General features: G+C 39.7%; 19 protein-coding genes and 1 riboswitch. Of the genes, 10 read left to right on the top strand and 9 right to left on the bottom strand.

Features of this window, described 5'->3' with window-relative positions:
- Positions 1-10: 10 nt before the first annotated feature.
- Positions 11-2,974 (bottom strand): DNA polymerase III subunit alpha, encoded by a 2,964-nt coding sequence (locus KZP23_RS11490; RefSeq protein ID WP_226336373.1) that lies wholly within the window; start codon positions 2,972-2,974, stop codon positions 11-13.
- Positions 2,975-3,145: 171 nt separating this feature from the next.
- On the opposite strand from KZP23_RS11490, the gene KZP23_RS11495 reads away from it, so the two are divergent.
- The 3 genes from KZP23_RS11495 to KZP23_RS11505 all read left to right on the top strand — a co-directional run bounded on the left by KZP23_RS11495 (position 3,146) and on the right by KZP23_RS11505 (position 5,924).
- Positions 3,146-3,520: a DUF983 domain-containing protein gene (locus KZP23_RS11495; RefSeq protein ID WP_226336374.1), complete on the top strand. Its 375-nt coding sequence runs from the start codon at positions 3,146-3,148 to the stop codon at positions 3,518-3,520.
- 476 nt (positions 3,521-3,996) lie between these two features.
- A complete protein-coding gene (locus KZP23_RS11500; RefSeq protein WP_226336375.1) occupies positions 3,997-5,043 on the top strand; it encodes an App1 family protein in 1,047 nt (348 codons plus the stop codon).
- A gap of 5 nt (positions 5,044-5,048) precedes the next feature.
- Positions 5,049-5,924, top strand: a complete 876-nt coding sequence (locus KZP23_RS11505; RefSeq protein ID WP_226336376.1) for a diacylglycerol/lipid kinase family protein — start codon at positions 5,049-5,051, stop codon at positions 5,922-5,924.
- 6 nt (positions 5,925-5,930) lie between these two features.
- On the opposite strand, the gene KZP23_RS11510 is transcribed toward KZP23_RS11505, so the two are convergent.
- Together KZP23_RS11510 and KZP23_RS11515 are read right to left on the bottom strand one after the other, a co-directional pair.
- Positions 5,931-6,383: a DinB family protein gene (locus KZP23_RS11510; RefSeq protein WP_226336377.1), complete on the bottom strand. Its 453-nt coding sequence runs from the start codon at positions 6,381-6,383 to the stop codon at positions 5,931-5,933.
- Between the two features lie 119 nt (positions 6,384-6,502).
- Positions 6,503-7,966 carry a Gfo/Idh/MocA family oxidoreductase gene (locus KZP23_RS11515; RefSeq protein ID WP_226336378.1) on the bottom strand — a complete coding sequence of 488 codons (1,464 nt, stop codon included), beginning with the start codon at positions 7,964-7,966 and terminating at the stop codon, positions 6,503-6,505.
- Positions 7,967-8,272: 306 nt separating this feature from the next.
- Between KZP23_RS11515 and KZP23_RS11520 the strand changes: the two genes are divergently transcribed.
- The gene (locus KZP23_RS11520) at positions 8,273-9,811 is read left to right on the top strand and encodes a beta-N-acetylhexosaminidase (RefSeq protein ID WP_226336379.1); all 1,539 of its coding nucleotides are present in this window, start codon (positions 8,273-8,275) and stop codon (positions 9,809-9,811) included.
- Positions 9,812-9,858: 47 nt separating this feature from the next.
- Here the strand turns inward: KZP23_RS11520 and KZP23_RS11525 are convergent, their stop codons facing one another.
- The 3 genes from KZP23_RS11525 to KZP23_RS11535 form a co-directional block, all read right to left on the bottom strand.
- Positions 9,859-11,103 carry a serpin family protein gene (locus KZP23_RS11525; protein WP_226336380.1) on the bottom strand — a complete coding sequence of 415 codons (1,245 nt, stop codon included), beginning with the start codon at positions 11,101-11,103 and terminating at the stop codon, positions 9,859-9,861.
- A 113-nt stretch (positions 11,104-11,216) separates the two neighbouring features.
- A complete protein-coding gene (locus tag KZP23_RS11530; protein WP_226336381.1) occupies positions 11,217-12,392 on the bottom strand; it encodes a trans-sulfuration enzyme family protein in 1,176 nt (391 codons plus the stop codon).
- Positions 12,393-12,529: 137 nt separating this feature from the next.
- Positions 12,530-12,636, bottom strand: a riboswitch (SAM riboswitch).
- An 87-nt stretch (positions 12,637-12,723) separates the two neighbouring features.
- A complete protein-coding gene (locus KZP23_RS11535) occupies positions 12,724-13,401 on the bottom strand; it encodes an SGNH/GDSL hydrolase family protein (protein ID WP_226336382.1) in 678 nt (225 codons plus the stop codon).
- A 328-nt stretch (positions 13,402-13,729) separates the two neighbouring features.
- On the opposite strand from KZP23_RS11535, the gene KZP23_RS11540 reads away from it, so the two are divergent.
- Positions 13,730-14,890 (top strand): DUF4407 domain-containing protein, encoded by a 1,161-nt coding sequence (locus KZP23_RS11540; RefSeq protein WP_226336383.1) that lies wholly within the window; start codon positions 13,730-13,732, stop codon positions 14,888-14,890.
- On the opposite strand, the gene KZP23_RS11545 is transcribed toward KZP23_RS11540, so the two are convergent.
- Together KZP23_RS11545 and KZP23_RS11550 are read right to left on the bottom strand one after the other, a co-directional pair.
- Entirely contained in the window at positions 14,891-15,682 is a 792-nt protein-coding gene (locus KZP23_RS11545; protein WP_226336384.1) for a DUF5995 family protein, read from the bottom strand.
- Between the two features lie 701 nt (positions 15,683-16,383).
- Positions 16,384-17,595, bottom strand: coding sequence for a Gfo/Idh/MocA family protein (locus KZP23_RS11550; protein ID WP_226336385.1), 1,212 nt, complete (start codon positions 17,593-17,595; stop codon positions 16,384-16,386).
- 299 nt (positions 17,596-17,894) lie between these two features.
- Here KZP23_RS11550 and KZP23_RS11555 point away from each other — a divergent pair, with 299 nt between their 5' ends.
- Both KZP23_RS11555 and KZP23_RS11560 read left to right on the top strand, forming a co-directional pair.
- On the top strand, positions 17,895-18,479 hold the full coding sequence (locus tag KZP23_RS11555) for an acetyltransferase (protein ID WP_226336386.1): 585 nt from the start codon (positions 17,895-17,897) through the stop codon (positions 18,477-18,479).
- 5 nt (positions 18,480-18,484) lie between these two features.
- Complete coding sequence (locus tag KZP23_RS11560) at positions 18,485-19,150, top strand: Crp/Fnr family transcriptional regulator (RefSeq protein WP_226336387.1); 666 nt, start codon at positions 18,485-18,487, stop codon at positions 19,148-19,150.
- A gap of 17 nt (positions 19,151-19,167) precedes the next feature.
- Here KZP23_RS11560 and KZP23_RS11565 read toward each other — a convergent pair whose 3' ends face one another.
- Entirely contained in the window at positions 19,168-19,986 is an 819-nt protein-coding gene (locus KZP23_RS11565; protein WP_226336388.1) for a universal stress protein, read from the bottom strand.
- Positions 19,987-20,197: 211 nt separating this feature from the next.
- On the opposite strand from KZP23_RS11565, the gene KZP23_RS11570 reads away from it, so the two are divergent.
- From KZP23_RS11570 to KZP23_RS11580, 3 genes are all read left to right on the top strand, one after another.
- Complete coding sequence (locus tag KZP23_RS11570; protein WP_226336389.1) at positions 20,198-21,001, top strand: sulfite exporter TauE/SafE family protein; 804 nt, start codon at positions 20,198-20,200, stop codon at positions 20,999-21,001.
- A gap of 162 nt (positions 21,002-21,163) precedes the next feature.
- The gene (locus KZP23_RS11575; protein WP_226336390.1) at positions 21,164-22,585 is read left to right on the top strand and encodes an MBL fold metallo-hydrolase; all 1,422 of its coding nucleotides are present in this window, start codon (positions 21,164-21,166) and stop codon (positions 22,583-22,585) included.
- A gap of 70 nt (positions 22,586-22,655) precedes the next feature.
- Positions 22,656-23,237, top strand: a complete 582-nt coding sequence (locus tag KZP23_RS11580) for a YeeE/YedE family protein (RefSeq protein ID WP_226336391.1) — start codon at positions 22,656-22,658, stop codon at positions 23,235-23,237.

The raw sequence follows: 23,237 nt of genomic DNA on the forward strand, positions 1-23,237 counted from the left end.
AAAATCTCCCTTATTTTTCCTCAGAGGCATTCCAGTAGGGCAGTCGGCTACATGAACTGACTTCAAGGGTATGGAAATTGAATTCTTCGGTGACTTTACCTTCGAGCAGATAAATCCCCCTGCCTGTCAAAGGAGATTTTTTTACAATTGGTGGAAAATGTACAGTGTCTATCCAGTAACCTTCTCTGTCTAGAAATGTTCCGAAGTTCATGGTTTCTCCTTTGATCGTACGTGTGTATTTTATGGCTACCAAATAGCCCAGTACTTGTATATGTTTACCTGCATAGGATGCTATATTCTTGGCTTTGATGCTGGGTGGGTGATTTTCTTTGAGTAGAAAGAAAGGGTCCTCCAGAGGGAATTCAAGAATTTCCAATTGATCCAGAATGTCTTGTCTGGTGTCATTGGCTTCTAGTTTTGGGATTTTGATTTCTTTAAAAACCAGCTGTTTGAATAAGTGCTGATGGACACTACCGTTTTTTTGCTTATTCAGTAAAAAATGAGCTTCCCAAAGCAGTGCTTGCTTGCTTTTGTCCACAAACCGGAAAGCATCTATTCTGATCAAAATAAGCAGTTGTTCCAGATTGATGGGAATCCTTGAAATAAAGTCTTTTAGGTCAATGAAATCACCTTCCAGCTTTCGGTTTTTCAGGATATTATGGCAGACTTCTTTTTGAAGGTATTTCAGGTGGATGAAGCCCAAATAGACAGTGTTCCCCTTAATACGGGTAAGTTGATCGCTTTCATTGATATGGGGGAGTTGCACATTTGCTCCTGTGGACATTAATTCGCGGATATAAAATTCAGTTTTATAGAATCCTCCAAAATTATTGATAACGCCCACCATAAATTCCTTGGGAAAATGAGCTTTTAGGTAAAGGCTTTGGTAGCTTTCTACGGCAAAGGAGGCGGAATGTCCCTTGGCAAAAGAATATCCGGCAAAGCTTTCTACTTGGTGCCAAATCTCGCTGGTGACAATGCGCTCACGTCCCTTTTCAAGTGATTTTTTGAAAAAGCTGTCTTTTACGCGTTGAAATTCTTCTTTTGACCTGAATTTTCCACTCATTCCCCTACGGAGGACATCGGCTTCATCAAAGGAGAGCCCCGCAAAATGGTGGGCAACTTTGATGACGTCTTCTTGGTAAACCATAATGCCATAGGTTTCTGGCATAAGTTCATAAAGTATGGGATGGGACCGGGACTTTCTCAGGCTGGGGTTTCTGTGTCTAAGTATATATTCTCTCATCATGCCTGACCGGGCCACACCGGGTCTGATAATGGAGCTGGCAGCGACCAATCCAAGGTATTCATCCACTTCTAGTTTGGCCAGTAGCATGCGCATGGCGGGGGATTCTACATAAAAGGCACCTATTGTATGTCCCTTTCTCAGTAGGTCTTTGATTTTTTTATCCTGTTTGAAAGTGGTCATTTGGTGAATATCCACCACGATGCCTTGATTTTCCTGAATGATATCCAGGCTGTCCCGGATATGTCCCAGTCCCCTTTGACTTAATATGTCGAATTTGGCAAATCCTATTTCCTCTGCAATATGCATGTCAAAATGGGTGATGGGAAAACCTTTTGGAGGGAGATCAGTCGCCGTATAGTAATGTATGGGATGTTCGGAGATGAGTATGCCACCCGCATGAATGCTCAAATGGTTGGGCATGCCGTGGATCAATTGGCTGTATTTTAATACCAGCTTGCCAATGCTGTCTGGAAAGTAATTTACAGGTTTGGCCATATAATTGATGAGAGCCTCTATATCTGTTTTGGGTAGTCCGAAAACTTTACCCAATTCTCGAATGGCAGAATTGACCTGAAAGGTATTGTGTGTGGCCAATAGGCTTACATGTTCACGTCTTTTAGTGTTGTACTTTTCGAAAATGTATTGAATGATTTGGTCCCTGTCCTTCCAAGAAAAGTCAATGTCAAAATCTGGGGGTGAAGATCTGTGCAGGTTGATGAACCTTTCAAAATAGAGGTCTAACTCAATAGGGTCCACATCAGTGATAAAAAGGCAATAGGCCACTATACTATTTGCGCCACTTCCTCTGCCAACATAGTAAAATCCCCTCTTTCGAGCATAGGAAACGATGTCGTAGTTGATCAGGAAATAGGAGACAAATTCCTTTTTTTTAATGATGTTCAATTCTTTCTCAATCCGTTCTGTTTGGTCTTGGGACAGGTTAAGTCCATAGCGGAGTCTAGCGCCTTTATAGCTTTCTTCCCTCAGGGTTTGAAAGTCCTTTTCCTCATTTCCGAAAATTCTTTGTTTGTTTTTTACGGCTTGGTAATCATGGAAGAAGTCGCAGGAATTCAGGAGTTTTTGGGTGTTTTGGAGTAGCCAGTATTGTGCGTCGCATCGTTCTGCAAGCTCTCCAATGCTGTAAAACTGATCTGAAATATCCCCTTGTTCTTTCTCGGGAAGTTTGCTGAGCAATATGTTGAGGTCTATGCAGCGTAATAGTCGGTGGATATTAAAAGAACGTTGGGAATAAAAAGTTACGGGCTGGAGGAGTACCCATTGATCTTTATGTTTGGCCCAAGGGGATCGGAGTGCTTTTTTGATTTGATTAGGGTGGATTCCTAGGTATTCATTTTTATCAAGGTTTTGTATTGTACAAGGGAATGGGTAAATGATGGCCGCATTTTGCCATTGGGGAGCCCTGTCTGGGAAGGGAGTCTTTTTTCTTTTGTACAAAGAAAGGTGATGGTTCATCTCATAAAATCCATGGTGATTTTTGGCTAAGCCAATATATTTTTGCTCGATGCCGTTTCTGAAATCAATCCCTATTACAGGTTTTATGCCTGCTTGGGAGGCTGTCTTGAGAAAGTCATAAACCCCAGCGGTACAATTGATGTCTGTCAGTGCCATGGTCTTGGCCCCCTTAGTCTTGGCTTGGTCAACTAACTCTTTTACGGACATGGTGCCGTATTTGAAACTAAAATAGGAATGGCAATTAATGAACATGGCTGAAAGAGATTGCCTGTAGTTATTTGTAAATATAGTTGTTTATTTTGTAAACTTATTGATGTTTGTTTTAGGAACATTAGTTTACTTGGAATCTTTCTGTTTTAAGTAGGTCTTGTACCATTTGGTGGCTTTTTATGTTATCTTTGTGCAGGAAAAAAATAATTATTCATGAAAAGTGCAGGCGCAGCTATTCTAGAGGGGAAGTGCCCTAAGTGTCGAAAAGGCAATATATTCCCAGTTTCTATTGTAAGTTTTAAGAAGTTGTCAGCAGTAAATCATAATTGTCCGAATTGTGGTGCTGTACTGGAACCTGAGCCTGATTTTTATTATGGAGCCATGTATGTGAGTTATGCCCTTTCGGTGGCTTTGGTGATCAATGTGATGATCATTTTGAATTTTGTTTTTGGAGATCCAGATGTTTGGGTTTATATCGTTTCAGTGGCTGGTGCTAATTTATTACTGTTGCCGATTATGTTGCGCTATTCAAAGGTATTGTATTTATATGCCGCTGGAAAATTGAAATATGATCCTAATTCCAAGTGAGTACTTTTTTGTTTCTAAGGTGTCAGCTCAGGTTTTATCTTAGTAAAGATGTGCTAATGCATCCGGTTAAATATTGACGTTGGCTTGGGTCAGATAGCTGACGAACATGATCAGTGTAATCGGGGGAATCACTTCAAAATGCCAAATATTTTATTGATGATGAATTCAGCGTTATTTTTTTTGATTTTCTGAATATTAAGGAACTCTATATTTGTGCTTTCATCCAAATTACACAACCAAACCAAATAGAATGGGCAGGGTTCAGTAAAAAAAAGAAGAATCTCTTAAGAGCTTCCTAAGGCTATCTTGTTAAGGGATGAAGTCGAAATAGGCGTATTGGTATCTAGCTGGCCAGGTTGAGTATGTTTCAAGATTGAAAATTAAAGGGTAAATTTATAAGAATAAGCCTTTTTGGGAGGATTTTTGCTTAATCCAAATTGTATTGTTTTTTATCTTTTGGTTAAAACGAAAAATGAATGGTTTTAAGAATTCTAACATTTCCTCTACGGTATGCTATTTCAAAGGTGAAAAAGGCCTTTGGTAAGCTGGAAGAAATAAGGATAGAACCACTTTATGCTTTTGGGAATGAGGATCGGATTTTTGTTAAAGCGCGGGTTTTGGAAGCATATAAGCAAAGTAAGCCATCGGCAAGAAAGAATAGCTTGCAAAATATTTTGGGGGCCTTGAGGAGGTATGCAGGCAGTAGTGTGCCTGATGCTAAGGTAGTGGTGAGTTTTATGGAAGCGCATAAGGAAGTGGTCAGTGATGAAGAGGGAATTGTAGCATGTGAGTTTGAGTGTTCAGATCATTTTTCCATAGAAAAACATAAGGTGGGATTCCGCTTGATGGAGGAAGAAGGTTTGGTGCCAGAAAAGAAACATTCTTATATAGCGGTTTGTCAATATTTAAAAGATCATCCGCTTGGGGTAATTTCTGATATTGATGATACTATATTGATTTCCCATGCCACAGATATAGGGAAAAAACTTTGGCTTTCTGTATCCAAGAATGCTTATACCCGAAGGCCTTTTCCTGGGGTCAGTGAGTTCTATAGGGCTCTCACCCAGCACGGCAAGAATCCGGTATTTTATGTTTCCAGCAGTGATTGGAATTTATATGATTTGATAAAAGATTTTTTGCGCTATAGAAATATCCCTTCAGGCCCCATGTTACTTCAGGATTTGCATCTTAATTTAAGGAATATATGGCGTTCAGGAGGGGGAGACCATGCCCATAAATTGGAGAAGATAGAGATGCTGCTTGATTTATATTCAGGGATGAAGTTTTTTTTGATTGGAGATAGTGGTCAGCATGATCCAGAATTGTATGCAGAAATTATTAAGGCTTATCCGGGTAGGATCAAGTCCGTTTATATTAGGGAGGTCAGTGATGAAGAGCATCTTCGTCGTGAAGATTTGATCCATGATATTGGTCGATATGACCATGCTCCTGAATTGGTATTTGTGAAATCAACCCAAGAAGCCATGAGGCATGCAAGGGAAAAACTATATATAGCTCCATAAGGTATATGAACAGACGTTATTTATTTGTCCTTAATCCTATTTCGGGTGAGGGGGATGATAGGAAAGAAGTAATAGCACTATTGTCTCAACAGTTGCATGGTATTGATTTGGAAGTTTGGGAAACCACCGGTAATCGGGGCGATGCCCAGAAGATCAAGGGGATGTTGTCTGAGGGGAATTGGGATGGACTGCTGGTAGGGGGAGGCGATGGTACCGTCAAAATGGTGGTTGAAGCAGCTATAGGGAATGATCTGCCTTTTGGTATTATTCCTTTGGGGTCAGCAAATGGCTTGGCCACTTGTTTTGGGATTCACAGTATTTCAGATGCCTGTCATGCCATACTTAAGGGAAGAACTAGAGCTGTTGATCTGTGGAAGATCAATGATGAGGTGTTTGTTCACCTTAGTGATTTTGGTTTCAACGCGGGATTGGTGAAGCGATCAAGGGATGAAAGTTCAAGGGGGATGATGACTTATTTTAAAAGCTCATTTGCACAGTTTGCTGAATTGAAACCTTATCATTTTACATTGAAATTTGAAGATGAGATAGTGGAGGTTGAAGCCAAAATGTTGGTAATTGCTAATGGGGGTAAATATGGAACCGGGGCCTTGATCAATCCTCAAGGCAAAGTGGATGATGGCTTATTTGAAATTGTGGTCCTTAATCCAGAGGGGTTTGAGGAAATTTTACGCCTGTCCATAGATATGTTTAAGGGCACACTGGCAGATTCAGAGGTGGTTAAAATATGGTCTGCGGATAAAGTGGAGATCAGTAATCCAGATGGGGCGGATTTTCAGATTGATGGAGAGGTGATGCCCAAAACAGCGGCAATAAAAGTTTATCCAGTAGAAGAAAAGATAAACTTTTATTGCTTAGAGTAAATAACCCTATTTCAAATTTTTCCTCATTGCCATGGCTATACCGAGGTGCATACCTTCATGGATACCATCAAAATTGATTGCTTCAGTAATGTTTTTAAGTGTTATGCCAAAGCTGGTGGGGTATTCTTGGAAGGTTTTGAAAGAGCCAATTATCAGGTCGTTTTTTAGCGTTTCCAAAGAAGATAATGCTATTATTTTCAAATGCTCCAATTCTTTTTCTGTAAGCGGAGATTCAGGCTTAGTGCCTTTTCGGAATTTTTCTACTAGTTCTTCGTCGATCAATAGTGGCAGTCCAGAAAGCTTATAACATAGGATTTGCTGGGTGACAATACTGTGCCCGAAATTCCAGGCAATATTGTTATTGAATCCTTCAGGAATGGTGTTGATCTGTTCAAGGCTCAAGCCATTTAGTAGGGTGATGAAGTTTTCGCGGGTTTTGAGAATGTGTCTAATATTCATAGCGTTTAGAGGAGTTTTTGGTTGGTCTGGCTTCTTATAGGGGGGATTAGTGTGTAAATGTACATTATAAAGAGGGATAAAAAAAACCGGCCATTTAGACCGGTTTGTTAGTGTTGTTTTTATACGCCAAGGCTCCAATCACCTCTGTATTGTCTTTTTACAAATTGATTGGCTTCGTCGAAGTTGGTTACCTTCATATTTGGTCCGTCCCACACCAATTTGATGCCTCTTCCTGGGTAATCAAATCCATCGTCATCTTTTCGAGGCTTTCTGATGTCATAACTTCTAATCGCCAAATTACCCATCAATACTGATTCGGTCAATGGACCAGCAATGGAGAATGGAGAGCTGAGCTCATTGAATTCCTTGCTTCCATGCCCAGCCACACATGCTCTTACCCATTGTGCATAGTGGCCGTTGTCTCCGTTTTCCACTCTAGGAATGGTTACAGGAACTTTGTCTCCGTCTTCTCTAGAGGTAGGAAGTAGTTTAGGGTTAATACCATAGGTAGAGCACATCATTTTTCCTTTGGTGCCTTCTATGATTACGCCGTTACCACCGTCGCCCATTTGCTCATTTGGACCAAGTTCTTCTGGTCTGGCCGGTTGGATACCACCATCCATCCAATGGAATTCAAGGTCTTCTTTTCCTGCGGATTTAAATTTCAGTGTAACATGAGAAGAAGGAGGGCAGCCATCAGGGAAATAGCCCCTATTGAACTCTCCTACATATACGGAGCCTACACTGCATTCTGCTTCAGAAGGATAACCAAGCCCCAAAACTCTGAAGGGAGGTTCCATAATGTGGCAGGCCATGTCACCGAGTGCTCCTGTGCCATAGTCCCACCAACCTCTCCAGTTGAATGGTACCAAATTATCCACATATTCTTTGTAAGGGGCTGTACCTAACCAAAGGTCCCAGTCCAGTTCAGAGGGAGGAGTGATTCCTTTTTCTGGCCATTTGATACCTTGTGGCCAAACTGGTCTGTCTGTCCAGCACCAAACTTTGGTAGCCTCACCGATCATACCCGCATTGTACCATTCCATCATTCTACGCACACCATCTCCTGAAGAGCCCTGGTTGCCCATTTGGGTGACTACCTTGTACTTTTCGGCTGCTTGGGTAAGCATTCGTGCTTCATAAATATCATGTGTCAAAGGCTTTTGAACATACACGTGCTTGCCTAACTGCATGGCGGCCATAGCCTGAACGGCGTGGTTATGGTCGGGGGTAGAAACTGTTACAGCATCGATATGTTTGTGTTCTTTTTCCAACATCTCTCTAAAGTCCTTATAGTATTTGGCTTTAGGGAATCTTTTTCTGGAAGTAGCTGCCCTTCTGTCGTCTACATCACATAAGTAACCGATTTCTGCTTGACCACTTTTGTGCATTTCATTGATGTCGCTTTGTCCCTTTCCTCCAGCGCCTATGCCTGCTATGACAATTTTATCACTAGGTGCGGTGAAGCCAGGGCCACCAAGTACATGTCTTGGCACGAGGTAAAATCCTGCGGCAGCTGTGGCAGCCCCTTTTAAAAAATCCCTTCGGGAATTGTTGGGATTAGAAGGTTCTTGTTTTTTCATGAGTATTAAACTTGTATTGGGAATATTGAGTATTTTTCAAAATGAAGCATAATTTAGGGAAATCTTTTTTTTCTTCCATGTGAAAAAAAGATTTTAAGCCTTAATGGCTTTAATTGGGGATAAGCGGTTAAGGTGGTTTTTTAGTCATTTTAAATGAATTGCAATACTAATTGATTGCTAAATCGTTAAAATGTCCTTTAGTTTATTAAATTGTTAATTTATAATTTAATGTAACCTGTATTAAGTTTTGATTAAAAATTGATTAAGTTTAAATCATTAACGAGATAAAATTTAAAATATTTCAATATGATAAAAAGTGAATTCTTAAAGCTGTCCATTCTTCTTTTGATAGGAGGGCTATTGGCTTGTGATCCTGATCCGAAACTTTCGGATAAAGCACTTATTCCTTTACCTGAAAAAGTACAAGCACAAGACGGTGTTTTTACTATTGATGAAAATACTAAGATATATATCGACCGGTCGGAGCTGGAAGATGTTGCTCAATTCTTTTCCAAGTTTATTAACCATTCGACAGGTTTTAATATACAAGTAGTGACCGAAAAACCGGAGGGGGATTATATTGCTTTGGGTTTGGGATTGGATGTGCCAAAAGAGGGGTATGAACTCGATGTGAGGCCTGATGGGATCAGTATAAAAGGTGCCACGCCAGAGGGAATTTTCAGGGGCTTTCAGACTTTGAGGCAATTGATGCCTTCGGCCATAGAAAAGGTAGGGGGATTTGAAGGAGGGGCCTGGAAGGTGCCTGGGGTTAAGATAGAAGATGCTCCAGAATATGGTTATAGAGGTAGTATGTTGGATGTAGCGCGTCACTTTTTTGGGGTGGAGGATGTCAAAAGGTATATTGATTTGATGTCATTGTATAAAATGAATTATTTGCACCTACATCTCGCAGATGACCAAGGGTGGAGGATTGAGATCAAGTCTTGGCCAATGCTTACAGAAATCGGTGGTAGTACTGCAGTAGGCGGTGGCGAAGGAGGTTTTTATACCCAAGAAGACTATATGGAAATCGTAGAATATGCTCAAGAGCGATTTATTACGATCGTACCTGAGATAGATATGCCTGGACATACGAATGCAGCACTGGCCTCTTATCCTGAGCTTAATTGTAATGGAGAAGCACCAGAATTGTATACAGGCACTGAGGTTGGTTTTAGTACGCTTTGTACTGATAAGGAGATTACTTATCAATTTATTGATGATGTGGTTAAGGAATTAGTGGGGCTTACTCCCGGTCCATATATCCATATTGGGGGAGATGAATCTCACGTGACACCTTTGGAAGATTATATTCCATTTATAGAGCAGGTGCAGGATATTGTAAATTCTTATGATAAAAAGGTGATAGGCTGGGATGAAATTGCTCATGCCGCTTTGAGGCCTAGTGCCACGGCGCAGTATTGGGCAAAAGCAGAAAATGCGAAAATGGCTGTAGATCAAGGTGCGAAAGTTTTGATATCTCCAGCTACAAGGGCCTATTTGGATATGCAATATGATTCTACGACCCAACTGGGATTGCATTGGGCGGCTTATATAGAATTGGATAGTGCGTATCTGTGGGATCCAGCTACCTTGGAAGAGGGAATTGATAAAGGCGATATTTTGGGCGTGGAGGCTCCTTTGTGGACTGAAACCATCTCAACAATGGAAGAATTGGAGTATATGGTTTTTCCAAGGTTGATAGGTATAGCAGAGATTGCTTGGACCAAGCCAGCTTTAAGGGACTGGGATGATTATAAATCCAGGCTTATTAAGCATGAGGAAAGAATGAAAGCATTAGAGGTGAATTATTATTCTTCACCCTTATTAAAACAAGAAGAGTAGAAATGATAAAAAGCAAGGGTCGAACCATTTGGATCGGCCCTTGCTTTTTATAAAATACTTGGGTCGGAGAGTTTTCCCATAAATAAAATGGCTCCACTGTGTTTTTCCTGAATGAAAAAGATAAAAGGTCTGTCCATGGAGATGATAAGGGGAGTAGGATTAGCAGCAGTGAGTTCAATTTCTACAACTGTAGCAGCAGCAGCTTCAGTACCTTTTTCATCTACATCAATCAAAGCATCATGTATAACCCTGCTAATTTTTAATGGGTCAGTATGACTGTCGAATAATTCGGTGAAGTTTCTGTTGTCAAAATAAAATGGAGTGACCAGTCCCATTGCCTCTAGATCATCTCTCAAGTTGTTGATTTTTTGCCTCATTTTGAATTTGGGCATTTTTATGATAGCGGCACTTGGATGAAGGTTTTCTTTCCAATGGTCGATTTGCGAAAGGGAAAGTTCATTTTCTATAGCAGCTAAGTTGGGTCCGTCTGGTAAAATAATGCCCATGGAATATTGACCAGTACTATAGGGTATCTCCAAATAGGTAAGGTTATCTGATTTGAAGTAATTGATGTCAGCAGGGTCGGAAAGACTCATCATATCTACCTGATGGCTTTCGCTAGGGCTGGTATGGAAAGGTGCTTTGGAAGTTAGGTTTTGGTCGAATTGATATTTCCAGTCTCCATAAAAATAAATGGCATTGACGAGGTACATAACTGCGTCAGGACGGACTTGGTCAATCATATCCTTGATGAGGTTATTGGTGTTTTTTTCTATCCATTGATTGATGATCTCAGCAGAATTTGGATCTTTCATATCCAAGGTACTTAAGGCGGCGAGGTATTGCTTTTGCATGGTTTGCTGAAAGGCAGCTTTTACGCTCAGTCCTTCCCTGTACCAAATTCCATTGGCGATATTCAAGGTGACTTTAGAATCTACCTCTTTTAGAAATTGAGTGAGTTCATGATTGGCATTATTTGCTTCCTCTAGGCTAGTGTTTTCAAAGCCAAGTAGTTCCTTGTATTCTTCCAGTACTTCTCCTTTATTACCATTCATGGTCATGGATAGGGCTTGCTGTATACTGAATGGGCTGAAAAACAAATTAGGGTTTCCGGATTTTTTGAGTTGTAAATAAAGGTCAATAGCGAAATTGCTGCTGCTGTTGGCAAGGTCTTTTTCATAGTCTTTGAGTACTCTGAGTTTAGGGGCCAAGGGAGCGTTTTCTGGATCTCCGTTCATACAGGAAGTAAGTGCCAGAAAAATGACAAAAATAGAGAAGTAATATTTTTTCATGGTTTTAGCGCTATTTAGATAGTGTCTAGACGAGACACGATGAAAAAATGCTACAAAAAAAAATCCTTCACATTTAAAATATGAAGGATTTTGTTCAAAAATCGAAATTTTATTTATCTGGATTTTTCCAGGGCTCTTTCTACGTCAGCGATGATGTCATCATGATGTTCCAGTCCCGTGGAAAGTCTGATCAAGCCAGGCAAGATGCCTACTCTTTCTCTTTCTTCTTCTGTTAATTTACTGTGTGTGGTGGAGGCAGGGTGCGTGATGATACTTCTGCTATCGCCCAAGTTAGCAGTGACAGTGATCATCTGCAATTCGTCTATAAACCTTTGTGCCCTCTCGATTCCCCCCTTTAATGTCAAGGTGATGATGCCACCTCCTTGCTTCATTTGTTTTTTGGCTAAGTCATACTGAGGGTGGCTCTTAAGGAATGGGTATTTTACAAATTCCAAGTCTTTGTTGTCCTGGAAATATTCGGCTACGGTAAGGGCATTGGAGCAGTGTCTATCCATTCTTACCGCCAAAGTCTCCATGCTTCTGGAAAGTATCCAAGCATTAAATGGTGAAAGACTGGGGCCGGTATGTCTGGTGAAAAACTGTACCTCTTGGATCAATTCCTTTTTGCCTAAGATCAATCCTCCCAATACTCTTCCTTGTCCATCTATGTATTTGGTGGCGCTATGGGCAACAATGTCAGCCCCCCATTTGGCTGGTTGTTGTAGGTATGGAGTAGCAAAGCAATTGTCCACAACCAGGATCAGATTATGCGCCTTTGCGAAAGCACTTACCCATTCCAGATCGATGATTTCCAAGCCGGGATTGGAAGGGGTTTCTATGAATAACATTTTAGTATTGGGCTGAACCAGTTTTTCCCAGTTTTGAATGTCGGAAATGTCACCATAGGTAGATGTAATGCCCCATTTTGGAAAAACCCTTGTGAGCAACTGATGGGTGGATCCGAATAGTGAGCGGGAAGCAAGTATATGGTCTCCTTGTTGTAAGATAGAGGCCATACTGCCAAACATAGCAGCCATACCTGATGCTGTAGCTATGCCATCTTCTGTACCTTCTGCTGCACAAACTTTTTCTATGAGGTCAGAGCTGTTAGGGTTGGCATATCGAGAATAGATGTTTCCAGGTATCTCATCTGCAAACATCTGACGGGCTTCTTCAGCACTATCAAAAGTAAAGCTAGAAGTCAGGTAAATAGGGGCAGAGTGTTCTCTTTGGTTGGATTTAGAAGAAGCGATTCTTATAGCTTCGGTTTCAAAATGCTTATTGGACATGATGGGATTTTTCAGGTTAGTAAAATTAATTAATGTCACAATTCGTACTTTTCCTTATACCGGACATGGCATATTTTATGTAAATACGATGGGGAATAGAGAAAAAGAATTGTGTACGTAAATGGATCATAATGTCTAATTTATAGTTCCCTTTAATTTTGGGCAGGTTTTGGCACCTTTTCGTTGTGGCGAATGGTTGCCAGAGGGTCAATGAGCCTGATCTCTCGCCTCTTCTTTATAAATCAGTTGCCTGAAGTGATACAAAGTAACATTAGCCTCGTTGAAATTCCAAACAATTTATATTTTGCGATCTAAAATTTCTTGTTGGGTACTATTGAGGTATATAGTTTTTTAGGACCGAGTACCATAGGTCATAGCCTTTATCGTTATAATGCAGCATGTCTTCGATGAAGATTTCGGGCATTGGTTTTCCGTTTTCATTAAGTGTAATGTCCCATATATTGATAAAAGACACTTTGTCCGTCTTTTTACAATAGATTTCCATTAACCTGTTGAGGGCTTCATATTGCTCTTTTAATTCCCATCTGGACGGACTGGGTTTTGGGCTGATGAAATGTATTTCTGCCTCTGGTAAACTTTTATGGATCTTTGTGACCAGTTTTTTCATGGTGTTAAGGATGGTGACGGGGTTTTTGCCGCTGGCAATATCGTTATCACCTTCATAGATAAATATATTCTGTGGTTGATACCTGATGATAAGTTGGTTGGCATAGAATAATAGCTCATGGGCTTGGGAGCCGCCAAATCCGGTATTGACTATAGTCTGATCAGGGAAATACTCTTGAATATCTGTCCATTTTCTAATACTGGAGCTTCCGGTAAAAAGGTATATTGGTTCTGCTGAATTTGGAATAGGGGTATTTTGAACGATTGACTCAACTTCTTCTTTGAATTTTTCGGGGGAATTTTGGGCTTGAAGTTGTAGGCTAAGCAATATGGTCAACAGGAAAAGGAGAGTTTTTGGGCTTGAATAGAATGGATTTGTCATGATAAAGCGTTTGGTTTTTTTAGAAAGTTATCAATAATGGATGAAAATTAGCTGTCCTGTGATCGGAAAATATGAATAAATCCCAAATTCGAACATTTTTCCGTACAGTAGCGGAGGTTGTACGCTGTTGTGTTTTTTGTCTTTGGGTGATTTCAAGATTGATTTTATAAGTTTTGAAACAAGAAAAGGGGGATTGGTGGCATTTAGGGTAGGATTGGTCACATTAATTATATATCCCTAGAAATCAAAAGTATCTTGAACGCAGAATTGCCCACTTTTTGATGATTAGAAGAGAAGTCAGGTATGGTAGTAAAGTTTAATAAAGATAATGGAGAAACTTAAGGATTTTCTGTGGTTTTGTAGCGGAGGCAATATGGCCTTATTAAGGAAATGTCCAACTGAATCCAATAAATATATTGGAATTGGAGGGGCTGTGTTTTTTACAGGTTTGCTTGCGGCTCTTTCCGGCGGTTATGCTTTGTTTACTGTGTTTGAAGTGTGGTATTGGACAGTTCTTTTTGGTTTGGTTTGGGGCTTGATGATTTTCAATTTAGACAGGTTCATTGTTTCTGGTATGAGGAAGCGGGAAAGCTTCTGGTCAGAATTGAGAGTGGCGTTTCCAAGATTGATTTTGGCGGTGTTATTGGCTATAGTTATTTCTAAGCCGTTAGAATTGAAGATTTTTGAAAAGGAAATCAATAAAAAGCTGGAGGCTAATAAGCTTAAGGATCTGGCCAGTTCTAGGGAAAATTTGATGGTTGTTTTTCCAGAAGTGGAAAGGCTGGAAAAAGAAAATGATTTGCTGAAGCAGGAAATACAGGAAAAAGCGGCTTTTCGTGATCAGAAACAAAAGGAATATGATTCGGAGCGTTTTGGGGAAAAGACGACAGGTACAACGGGGATTGTTGGCTTGGGGGTAAATGCTGAGAAGAAAGAGCGACAGCTGGATGCTGCTGAAGATGCTTTGATTCAGGTTCGTGAAAGAAATTGGGCGAAAATTGATAAAAATGAAGTCCAAATCAATCAAATACTGGAAGATAAAGAACAGGTTTTTTTGCAGCAAAAGTCAATGATCGATCAATATGACGGCATGGCGGCGAGAATGGATGCACTTGCAACACTTACCGCAGAGAGTAAGGCGATAGCTGCAGCTAATTTATTTATAGTTCTTTTGTTTGTGGCCATTGAAACTGCACCGGTTGTTGTTAAGTTGATCTCGAATAAGGGGCCTTATGATTTATTGTTGGATAAATCGGAAAGTGCTGTGGCTGTTTATGTTCATGAGCAGAAATTTAAGCTGCAGGAGGCAAGTGATATGCGCTTGAAGTATTTTTCTGAAACCAGTGCGTTAGAGAATAAACTAAAAATCCAGGACAAGAATCACCGTTCTGTTTTGATTTCAAAAACAGAACGGGATTGGCTGGAAGAAAAATTGGGAAAAAAACCTTCAAAGGAAGATGGTGTGGAAGTCGGTGAGGGGCTAGTATGATCAGGCTGTTTCCAGTTTGTTAAAAGAAAGTTGGAGAGGCATGTTTTCCTTTGAAATTACTTCTAGTTGGTCCATTACCCTGGGGACTGATTTCCATTCGGTCCAGCTGATGAATTTTGTGATCACACTTAATCTTCTGCCAGGCTTGGCGATTTTGTTTCCGATTTTCAGTATGGACAAGTCCCTATTGTTTAAGGCTTGGTCAAGGTTTGCTGCAATAGCGTATTCATTGGCAAACTTCCATGCCCCATCTCTGGCGATCTGAATGCTGAAATTGAGTAATACCTCATCTTTTCCATTGGCGAATTTGATCAAGAAACCAAAAATGGGTGATACTTTGGATAAGTTGGATTTTACTCCGTCTACCAGTTCGGATAATATGATGTTGATTTTATCAAAGTCATTTTTGATATCCAGAAGGTTTCCATTTTTCATTGTTTCGACGGCTGCTATTCCCAAATCAAGATTGATGTGGGCGTTAATTCCCAATAATAAATGTTGAAGGATGGTGGTGCCGGATTTTTCGGCTGTTTCAAAGGCACAAAACCAGCTTTTGCTAGGTTGTTTTGCTTCTAAATACAGGTTATAAGCATCAAAGAAACGTTGGGCGAATATTATATCCAGCTTTTCCATTCTTGCGTTGTCTTCGAATTCCTTGTTGATGATTCCTTCCTTGATTCGGATGGTTACTCTTCTGTAAAGAATAGCAAAAAAGCCAATTCTGCTGGCAGTCTGCTGGCAATCAAAGACGATCTTGTCCATTTTGCTGATCACTTCATCTATTGTTTCCATAGTAAAAAGTTAATTGAGAGAATTGTGAATGTTTATAATACCAATATAATTCTATTGTCCTTTGAAGATTTAAAGAATCTGGAAAAATATCAAGAAAAGGTGTTTGGGTGATAATATGGTTTTAATTAATGGTAGGGATATTTGCATAAACCGTTTTAGTATTTCTTTATGGTTAAATACAAGGTGTTAATTGTGTTTTGATGTGAAGGAGATGAAAATTGGAGTGGAAAATATTTTTGCGGTTTTATTGCGGTTAGAGATATTTTCATTATGTTTAAAGAAGTTTTGGTGTTAAAAACGAGGAATAAAGTCCTTTTTTCCAAAATATATGCGGCTGTTAGTCAGTTAAAATAAACCCATTCGAGGAATCCATGAGGCGATTCCTCTTTTTTTTGCCTAAATTTTACACTTGTTTTTGTGTGTTTTGTGTAAAATAATGGAAAACAGGTTGTTTTTTGAACTTGTTTTTGGGTTTTTGTCAAATCCATGTCTTTTTACAGCTTGGCTTGAGCCTGTTTTTAGTGAAAATATGTCTTTGTGGTCAGGATGGGCTGTTTTTTAGGCTAGATTTAGCAGGGAAGTGAAGATAAATGCGAATTTCGGTTCAATATTACGCCAGTGTTTTCAAATGGTTAAGTTTGGATAGAAAAAAAGCTGCACATTGAGGTGCAGCTTAAAATTTTATGCGAATCTTTTACGGCTTATCCATAATTGTATTCTGGTTTCCAGCTTTCGATAGTATTGTTATATGTTGAGTGGTTGGCCAAGTGGATACATGTTGCAGTGGTTGCTCCGCTGATCACATTAGAAGCAGGTGTTTCTTTGTTCATGATGGAATTATGAAAATCTTTCAAAGCATAAATAGTCCCATCTTTGGTTTTTTCGTCCAAAATAGGGATACCTTTTCCTTCTTTCCAGGTGAGTTTGGTAGCTCCAGATACCCCGTCAACTATTTGCAATTCCTCCATACGTTCTTTTTCTGGGTAAAAATACCCTTCATTCATTAAAAGGTCCACAGTGCCTTTGGTCCCTTTGATGCTGAATGAATATCCTTCACGAGCATTGCTGCAGGTGGCACCAAAATTCCCAATCATTCCAGCTTTTTCATAACGAAGGATCAGTTGGACATTATCAAAGGTTTCCCTTCCATCGTCATAATTATCAATTCCACCTGCGCCCATTATGGTGTCTGGATGGGTCTCAAAAGCCCAGTTGATAAAGTCTATTTGATGGGAAAGCAATTCTGCAGGTAATCCTCCGGAATATTCTTTGTACATTCTCCAGTTTATGGCTCTTTCTAAAGAAGGATCTGGTACTGGTCTTTTCCAGTTCCAGTTTCTGTCCCATCTAGAGTCGATTTGGGTGATTTTCCCAAGATAACCGGACTGGATCATATCTTTTACCTTATAGTAGAGAGGAGTGTACCGGTATTGGTGGCCGACTTGAAGCGTTAGTTTTGGATTGTTAGCTACTAACTTGACTAACTTTTGTGCTTCAGGGATGTTGTAGGTCATGGTTTTTTCCAAATAAACATTTTTTCCCGCCTCTAAAGCAGCTTTTGCGGGAGCATAATGCATGTTTAATGGAGTGGCAATAATGACGGCTTCTATTTCCTTTAGTTCAAGAAGTTTTTCGTAATCTTTAAAGGCTTGGAATTTGATGTCGGGGAAACTTTCTCTTGCCTGTTTTAATCTGAAGTCCAAATTATCACAAATAGCGACCATCTCAAATTGATCAGGCATTCTCTTCATTACGTGCATAATACCTTTGCCTCTGTCGCCACAACCTATAATTCCTATTTTTATTGGACCGGTATTTAATCCGGAAGACTGGTAAGCAGCTACTAATTGTTGAGGAAGTACTGCTCCTCCTAAAATAATGCCCCCAGTTTTCACGAAATCCCTTCTGTTCATTTGATGATATGTTAAGTTGTTGGAATTTTTTTCTGTTTTCAAATTCTTTAAATATATAAGAATATGATTTTAAAAAAAAGCGGTAATATTTGAATGGAAATTTTTTGCTTTTACTTAATCTCAGAAGATAGCTATTGGAAGTTTAAAAGTTTTATTAATATTCGCGGTGTCTAAAGGGTGGTTTGGAATGAGATAATGATTGTTTGGTCGGAATTTTCTTAATTTATTTTGGACTTTATTCTTAAAATGAATTCTGGATTAGTTAGTTTTATTTATATCAATGAAAATGATTTAACAGCATGTATATTTTTGGAGCTTCGGGACATGGGAAGGTGGTGATATCTGCATTGGAAAGTAGAGGGATTCATATCAGCGGTGTTTTTGATGATAATGAAGCATTGAAGACCTGTCTCCATTATCCCGTAAAAGTTTATAATGAAATAGAAGATCATCATGACAATAGTTTTATCATTGCTATCGGTGATAATGTAGTTAGAGAAAAAGTGTATGAACGCTTGGGAAGAGGAGCTTGGTATGGTGTGGTAATTCACGAAAAGGCAGTGGTCAATGATTATATACGATATGAGGAAGGGACGGTGGTCATGGCATCAGCTACCGTACAGCCAGGTACACAGCTAGGCAAGCATGTGATCATTAATACATCCGCTGTGGTCGATCATGATTGTCTGATTGGTGATTTTGTTCATATTGCGCCTAGGGCAACCTTGTGTGGAGGTGTACAAGTGGGCAAAGGGAGTTTGGTGGGGGCAGGAAGTACGGTGTTACCGGGAATTCAAATTGGGGAAAATTGTACAATAGGTGCAGGAGCAACGGTGCTAAGGAATGTAAATGATGGGGAAACTGTTTATGGAGTAGTAAAGTAATAAAAATGGATGTTTTAGAGATTAAAGATAAGCTGACAGGCATTTCCGATCGGGCATTATTGGAAAAAATTGCTTCTGAGGGGAGTTTGATGAGAATTCATGCTGGGGAGACTATCATGGAACCAGGACAATTTATCAAGTCAGTTCCTATAGTCATAGATGGAGCCATTAAGGTGTTGAGAGTGGATACGGAAGGCAAAGAGCTCTTCTTATATTATTTATATCCAGGCCAGACATGTGCATTGTCATTGACTTGCTGTGATGTGGCTAAGCCCAGTGAAATTAGGGCGGTGGCAGAAGAAGATACTACGATCATTAATATTCCTGTTAGATTGCATGAAAAGTGGAGCGAGGAATTCAGGCAATGGAAGGATTTTGTTACACAAACCTATCAAAATAGATTTCAGGAGATGTTGAAGGCTTTGGATGCGGTGGCTTTTTTGAAAATGGATCAGCGGCTGGCATTGTATATTCAGGCCAAAAGGGAAAAAACAGGTAGTAATGAACTGCAGATTACTCATCAGGAAATAGCCAATGAGTTAGGGACTTCGCGGGAGGTTATCTCTAGATTGCTGAAGCAATTGGAAAAAAAGAAGTGGATAGAATTGGGTAGGAATATCATATATATTCGTGATGATTTTGATGAATTGATTAAGAAAAGTGAAGTTTAGGTAGCTCTACTAATATGTTATTTTCTTGATTGAGATTTAAGGACCAATAAAGGGACTGTTGTGTGCAGGGCCAATTCGGCCGAGTGACTCTTGTTAAATAAATAATCAAAAAAGGTTCGGTGCTGGGTAAACATGGATAATAAGGTTTGAGGGTGTTTTTCTGCATACTTTTGTAAGCCTTCATTGACTTCCTTGGCAGCGATTTCCTCGTAGCTGATGGTAAGCTCTGGAAAACGGTCCTTTAGATAAGCAGACAATTCGAAAAAGGTGATTTCCTGTGGTATTTCCGCTTTATCCTTAATATGAATAATTTTGTAGGGAAGTTTATATCCTTTGGTAAGGGTGATAAGTTGCCCCAAGAAGGAGATGTCTTCCCTGTTTAGCTCCATGGCCATAGAGATGGTGTTCATGTTTTTGAATTGCGCTTCTGGGGGGATGCAGAGTACAGGTTTGGGGCAGTGTTTGATTACTTCGGTAGTTGTGGTGCCCAGAAAAGCTTGGGAGATTTTGCTTTCTCCACTTGTACCTACGATGACCAAGTCATATTGTTGTTTTTTTGCTTCTGAACAAATGGCACTGGAAGCAGTTTCCTGAGTGATCAGGTAGGAGATTTTCAGACCTTCTTTTTTGGCTTCTTTTTTCAGCTTTTCCATTTCCTTTTTAGCCTGATTTTCTATGGCCACAATATATTCGGCCAGTTGAGCGGCAAAGTCAAATACAGGAGTGTACGCAAATAATAAACCAAGCTTCCCATGATGAGCTTTGGCGAGTTCTTTTGCGAACTGAAAAGCATTTTGGGCATTTTCAGAGAAATCAGTAGCTAATAGTATTTTCATGATTGTCAATGCCAATTTATTTTATTAATATAATTACTTTGGGGCATTTTCCCAATAGAATTTGGTTATTGGTACATGGTATTTGATGAAATATAAGATGATATAAATCAGGTAAATAGAGGTAAGGCTATCCTAAGTGTAACAAATGTCACCGCAAGTGGTTGGTTGATGCTTTAGTTTTGTATAAAATTTAAATAAAGAAGATTAATAAATGGATTTATATACACTACTAGGATTTTTAGCAGCAACCCTAATTGGTATTAGTTTAGGACTAATAGGTGGGGGAGGCTCAATTTTAACTGTTCCGATTTTGGTTTACCTAATGGGAATGTCACCGGTTTTGGCGACTGCTTATTCGCTTTTTGTAGTAGGCAGTACTTCATTGGTGGGGTCTTTCTCTTATATGAAAAGGGGCAGCATCTCTTATAAGACAGCTTGGGTTTTTGCGTTGCCTTCTTTTGCAGCGGTGTTTCTGACAAGAAGGTATATTGTGCATTCCCTTCCAGAGGTGTTGTTTACCTTTCAGGGGATCTCATTGTCCCGCGATGTCGCTATTATGGTGTTCTTTGCGGTGATCATGGTGGCAGCAGCCTATTCTATGATTAAAAATGGGAAAAAGCTGGTTCCAGAGATCGATGATAAAACTCTCAATTATCCACTGATAGCATTACAGGGACTCTTTGAAGGGACTGTTACGGGTATAGTGGGTGCAGGAGGTGGATTTTTGATCATCCCGGCATTGGTCTTATTGGCAAAACTACCGATGAAAAAGGCGGTTGGGACATCATTATTGATCATATCTGCGAAATCTCTATTAGGCTTTACAGGAGATTTGAGCACACAAACCATTGATTGGAAGTTTTTGTTAATATTTACTGGACTTTCGATAATAGGGATATTTGTGGGAAGTATGCTTTCCAAAAAAATCAATGATAGCTCACTGAAGAAGGGCTTTGGATGGTTTGTCCTGATAATGGGGATCTACATTTTGATCAAGGAGATATTTGGAATTTGATCCTATAAATCTCCCATCGAATGTGATAGAAGTCACTTATTCTGATGATTCAAAAGCTTAGTTTTGTATTAAGTTATTCAGCAATTAGAACCTTAATAAATGCTGGATATTAAAACAGAAATTTAAATGACCGCATCTTTTAAAATTAGAAAAAGAACAAAAATGAAAATAGAACAAATTTATACAGGATGTCTGGCCCAAGGTGCCTATTATGTGGAATCAAATGGCGAAGCAGTCATTATTGACCCACTGAGAGAGGTGGACCCTTATATTGAAAAGGCCAAGAGAAATAATGCTGACATCAAATATGTTTTTGAAACGCATTTCCATGCAGACTTTGTTTCAGGCCATAAGGATTTGGCCAAAAAGACAGGCGCTCAGATTGTCTTCGGACCAACGGAAGCGCATCTGGGGTTTGATGCCAAGATTGCTCGGGATGGAGAAGAGTTCAAGGTGGGAGATGTTACCATTAGGGCAATACATACCCCTGGGCATACAATGGAAAGTACTTGTTATTTGCTGATCAATGAGGAAGGCAAAGAAGAAGCGATTTTCACAGGAGATACCTTATTTATAGGTGATGTGGGAAGGCCAGATTTGGCACAGAAGGTTTCAGAAGATTTGACCCAAGAAAAGCAAGCGGGTCATCTATATGATTCGTTGAGAAATAAAATTATGGTCTTGCCAGATGATATTATTGTATATCCTGCGCATGGAGCAGGAAGTGCCTGTGGGAAAAACATGAGTAAGGAGACATCAGATACATTAGGCAATCAAAAGAAAACCAATTATGCTTTGCAAGAGATGAGCAAAGAGGAGTTTATCGATAAGTTGATCACAGGACTCACTCCTCCGCCTGCTTATTTCCCTCAAAATGTAATGATGAATATCGAGGGATATGACAGTATTGATGAAGTATTGGAAAGAGGAGAAAGGGCCTTAAATCCTGAAGAGTTTGAACAGGTAGCAAATGAAACAGGTGCTATATTATTAGATACCCGTGCTCCACAGGTGTTTGCTGAAGGTTTTATTCCCAATTCAATTAATATTGGTATAGATGGGAGTTTTGCTGTGTGGGTAGGGACCATGATCCCAGATGTGAAGCAGGAGATACTGGTGATCGCCGATGAAGGCCGTGAAGAAGAGGTCATTACCCGTTTGGCAAGGGTTGGCTATGATCATGCTATTGGTTTCTTGAAAGGTGGTTTTGAAAATTGGAAAAAATCCGGAAAAGAAGTAGACCATATTACATCAATCCCTGTGTCGGAATTGGTGAAAATCAAGGAGTCTGGCCAGGAAGTAAAAATCTTGGATGTAAGGAAGACCAGTGAATATGAAAGTGAGCATGTTATTGGGGCAGAAAACAATCCATTGGACTATATCAATGAGCATATGGATACCATAGATAAAGACCAGAAGTACTATGTGCATTGTGCAGGTGGTTACCGTTCAATGATCTTTGCTTCTATTTTGAAAGCGCGAGGTTATGATCAGTTGGTAGATATTGATGGAGGTTTTAAGGCCATTAAGGAATCAGGAGAGTTTGAATTGACTGCATATGTTTGTCCAAGTACAAAATTGTAATTGGATATATTTAAATAGGTTGAAAAGTACAAAAGAGGGGGCAACCCTCTTTTGATTAATTTAAATAATTATGGGAAATATAATCGATTGGATAAGCCAGCCATGGCCTTGGTACATTGCTGGGCCTTTATTGGGACTTACTGTTCCTGCGTTACTCTTGCTGGGAAATAAATCTTTTGGGATATCATCTTCATTAAGGCACGTTTGTGCAGCTTGTGTTCCTGCTAAAATTCCTTTTTTCTCTTATAACTGGAAAAAAGAGGCTTGGAATTTATATTTCGTTGCAGGGGTGTTTTTGGGAGGTGTGATTGCTGGACTGTTTTTTTCAAACCCAGATTCAGTGGTGGTCGCAGAGAGTACACAGGCTGATTTAGCTGCTTTGGGCATTACCCAATATTCCAGCTTACTGCCATCAGAAATATTTTCTTGGGAGAATGTCTTTAGTATGAAAGGTCTTGTGTTTTTTGTGTTTGGTGGTTTTTTGGTAGGGTTTGGAACCAGGTATGCTGGTGGATGTACCTCAGGACATGCTATTATGGGAATTAGTAATTTACAATGGCCATCAGTGGTAGCTACTATCTTCTTTATGTTGGGAGGATTTGCCATGACCCATTTGTTTTTGCCGAGTTTGATGAAGTTGGCTGGATTTTAA

The organism is Echinicola marina, from assembly GCF_020463795.1.
In the GTDB taxonomy this organism is placed as follows: Bacteria; Bacteroidota; Bacteroidia; order Cytophagales; family Cyclobacteriaceae; genus Echinicola; species Echinicola marina.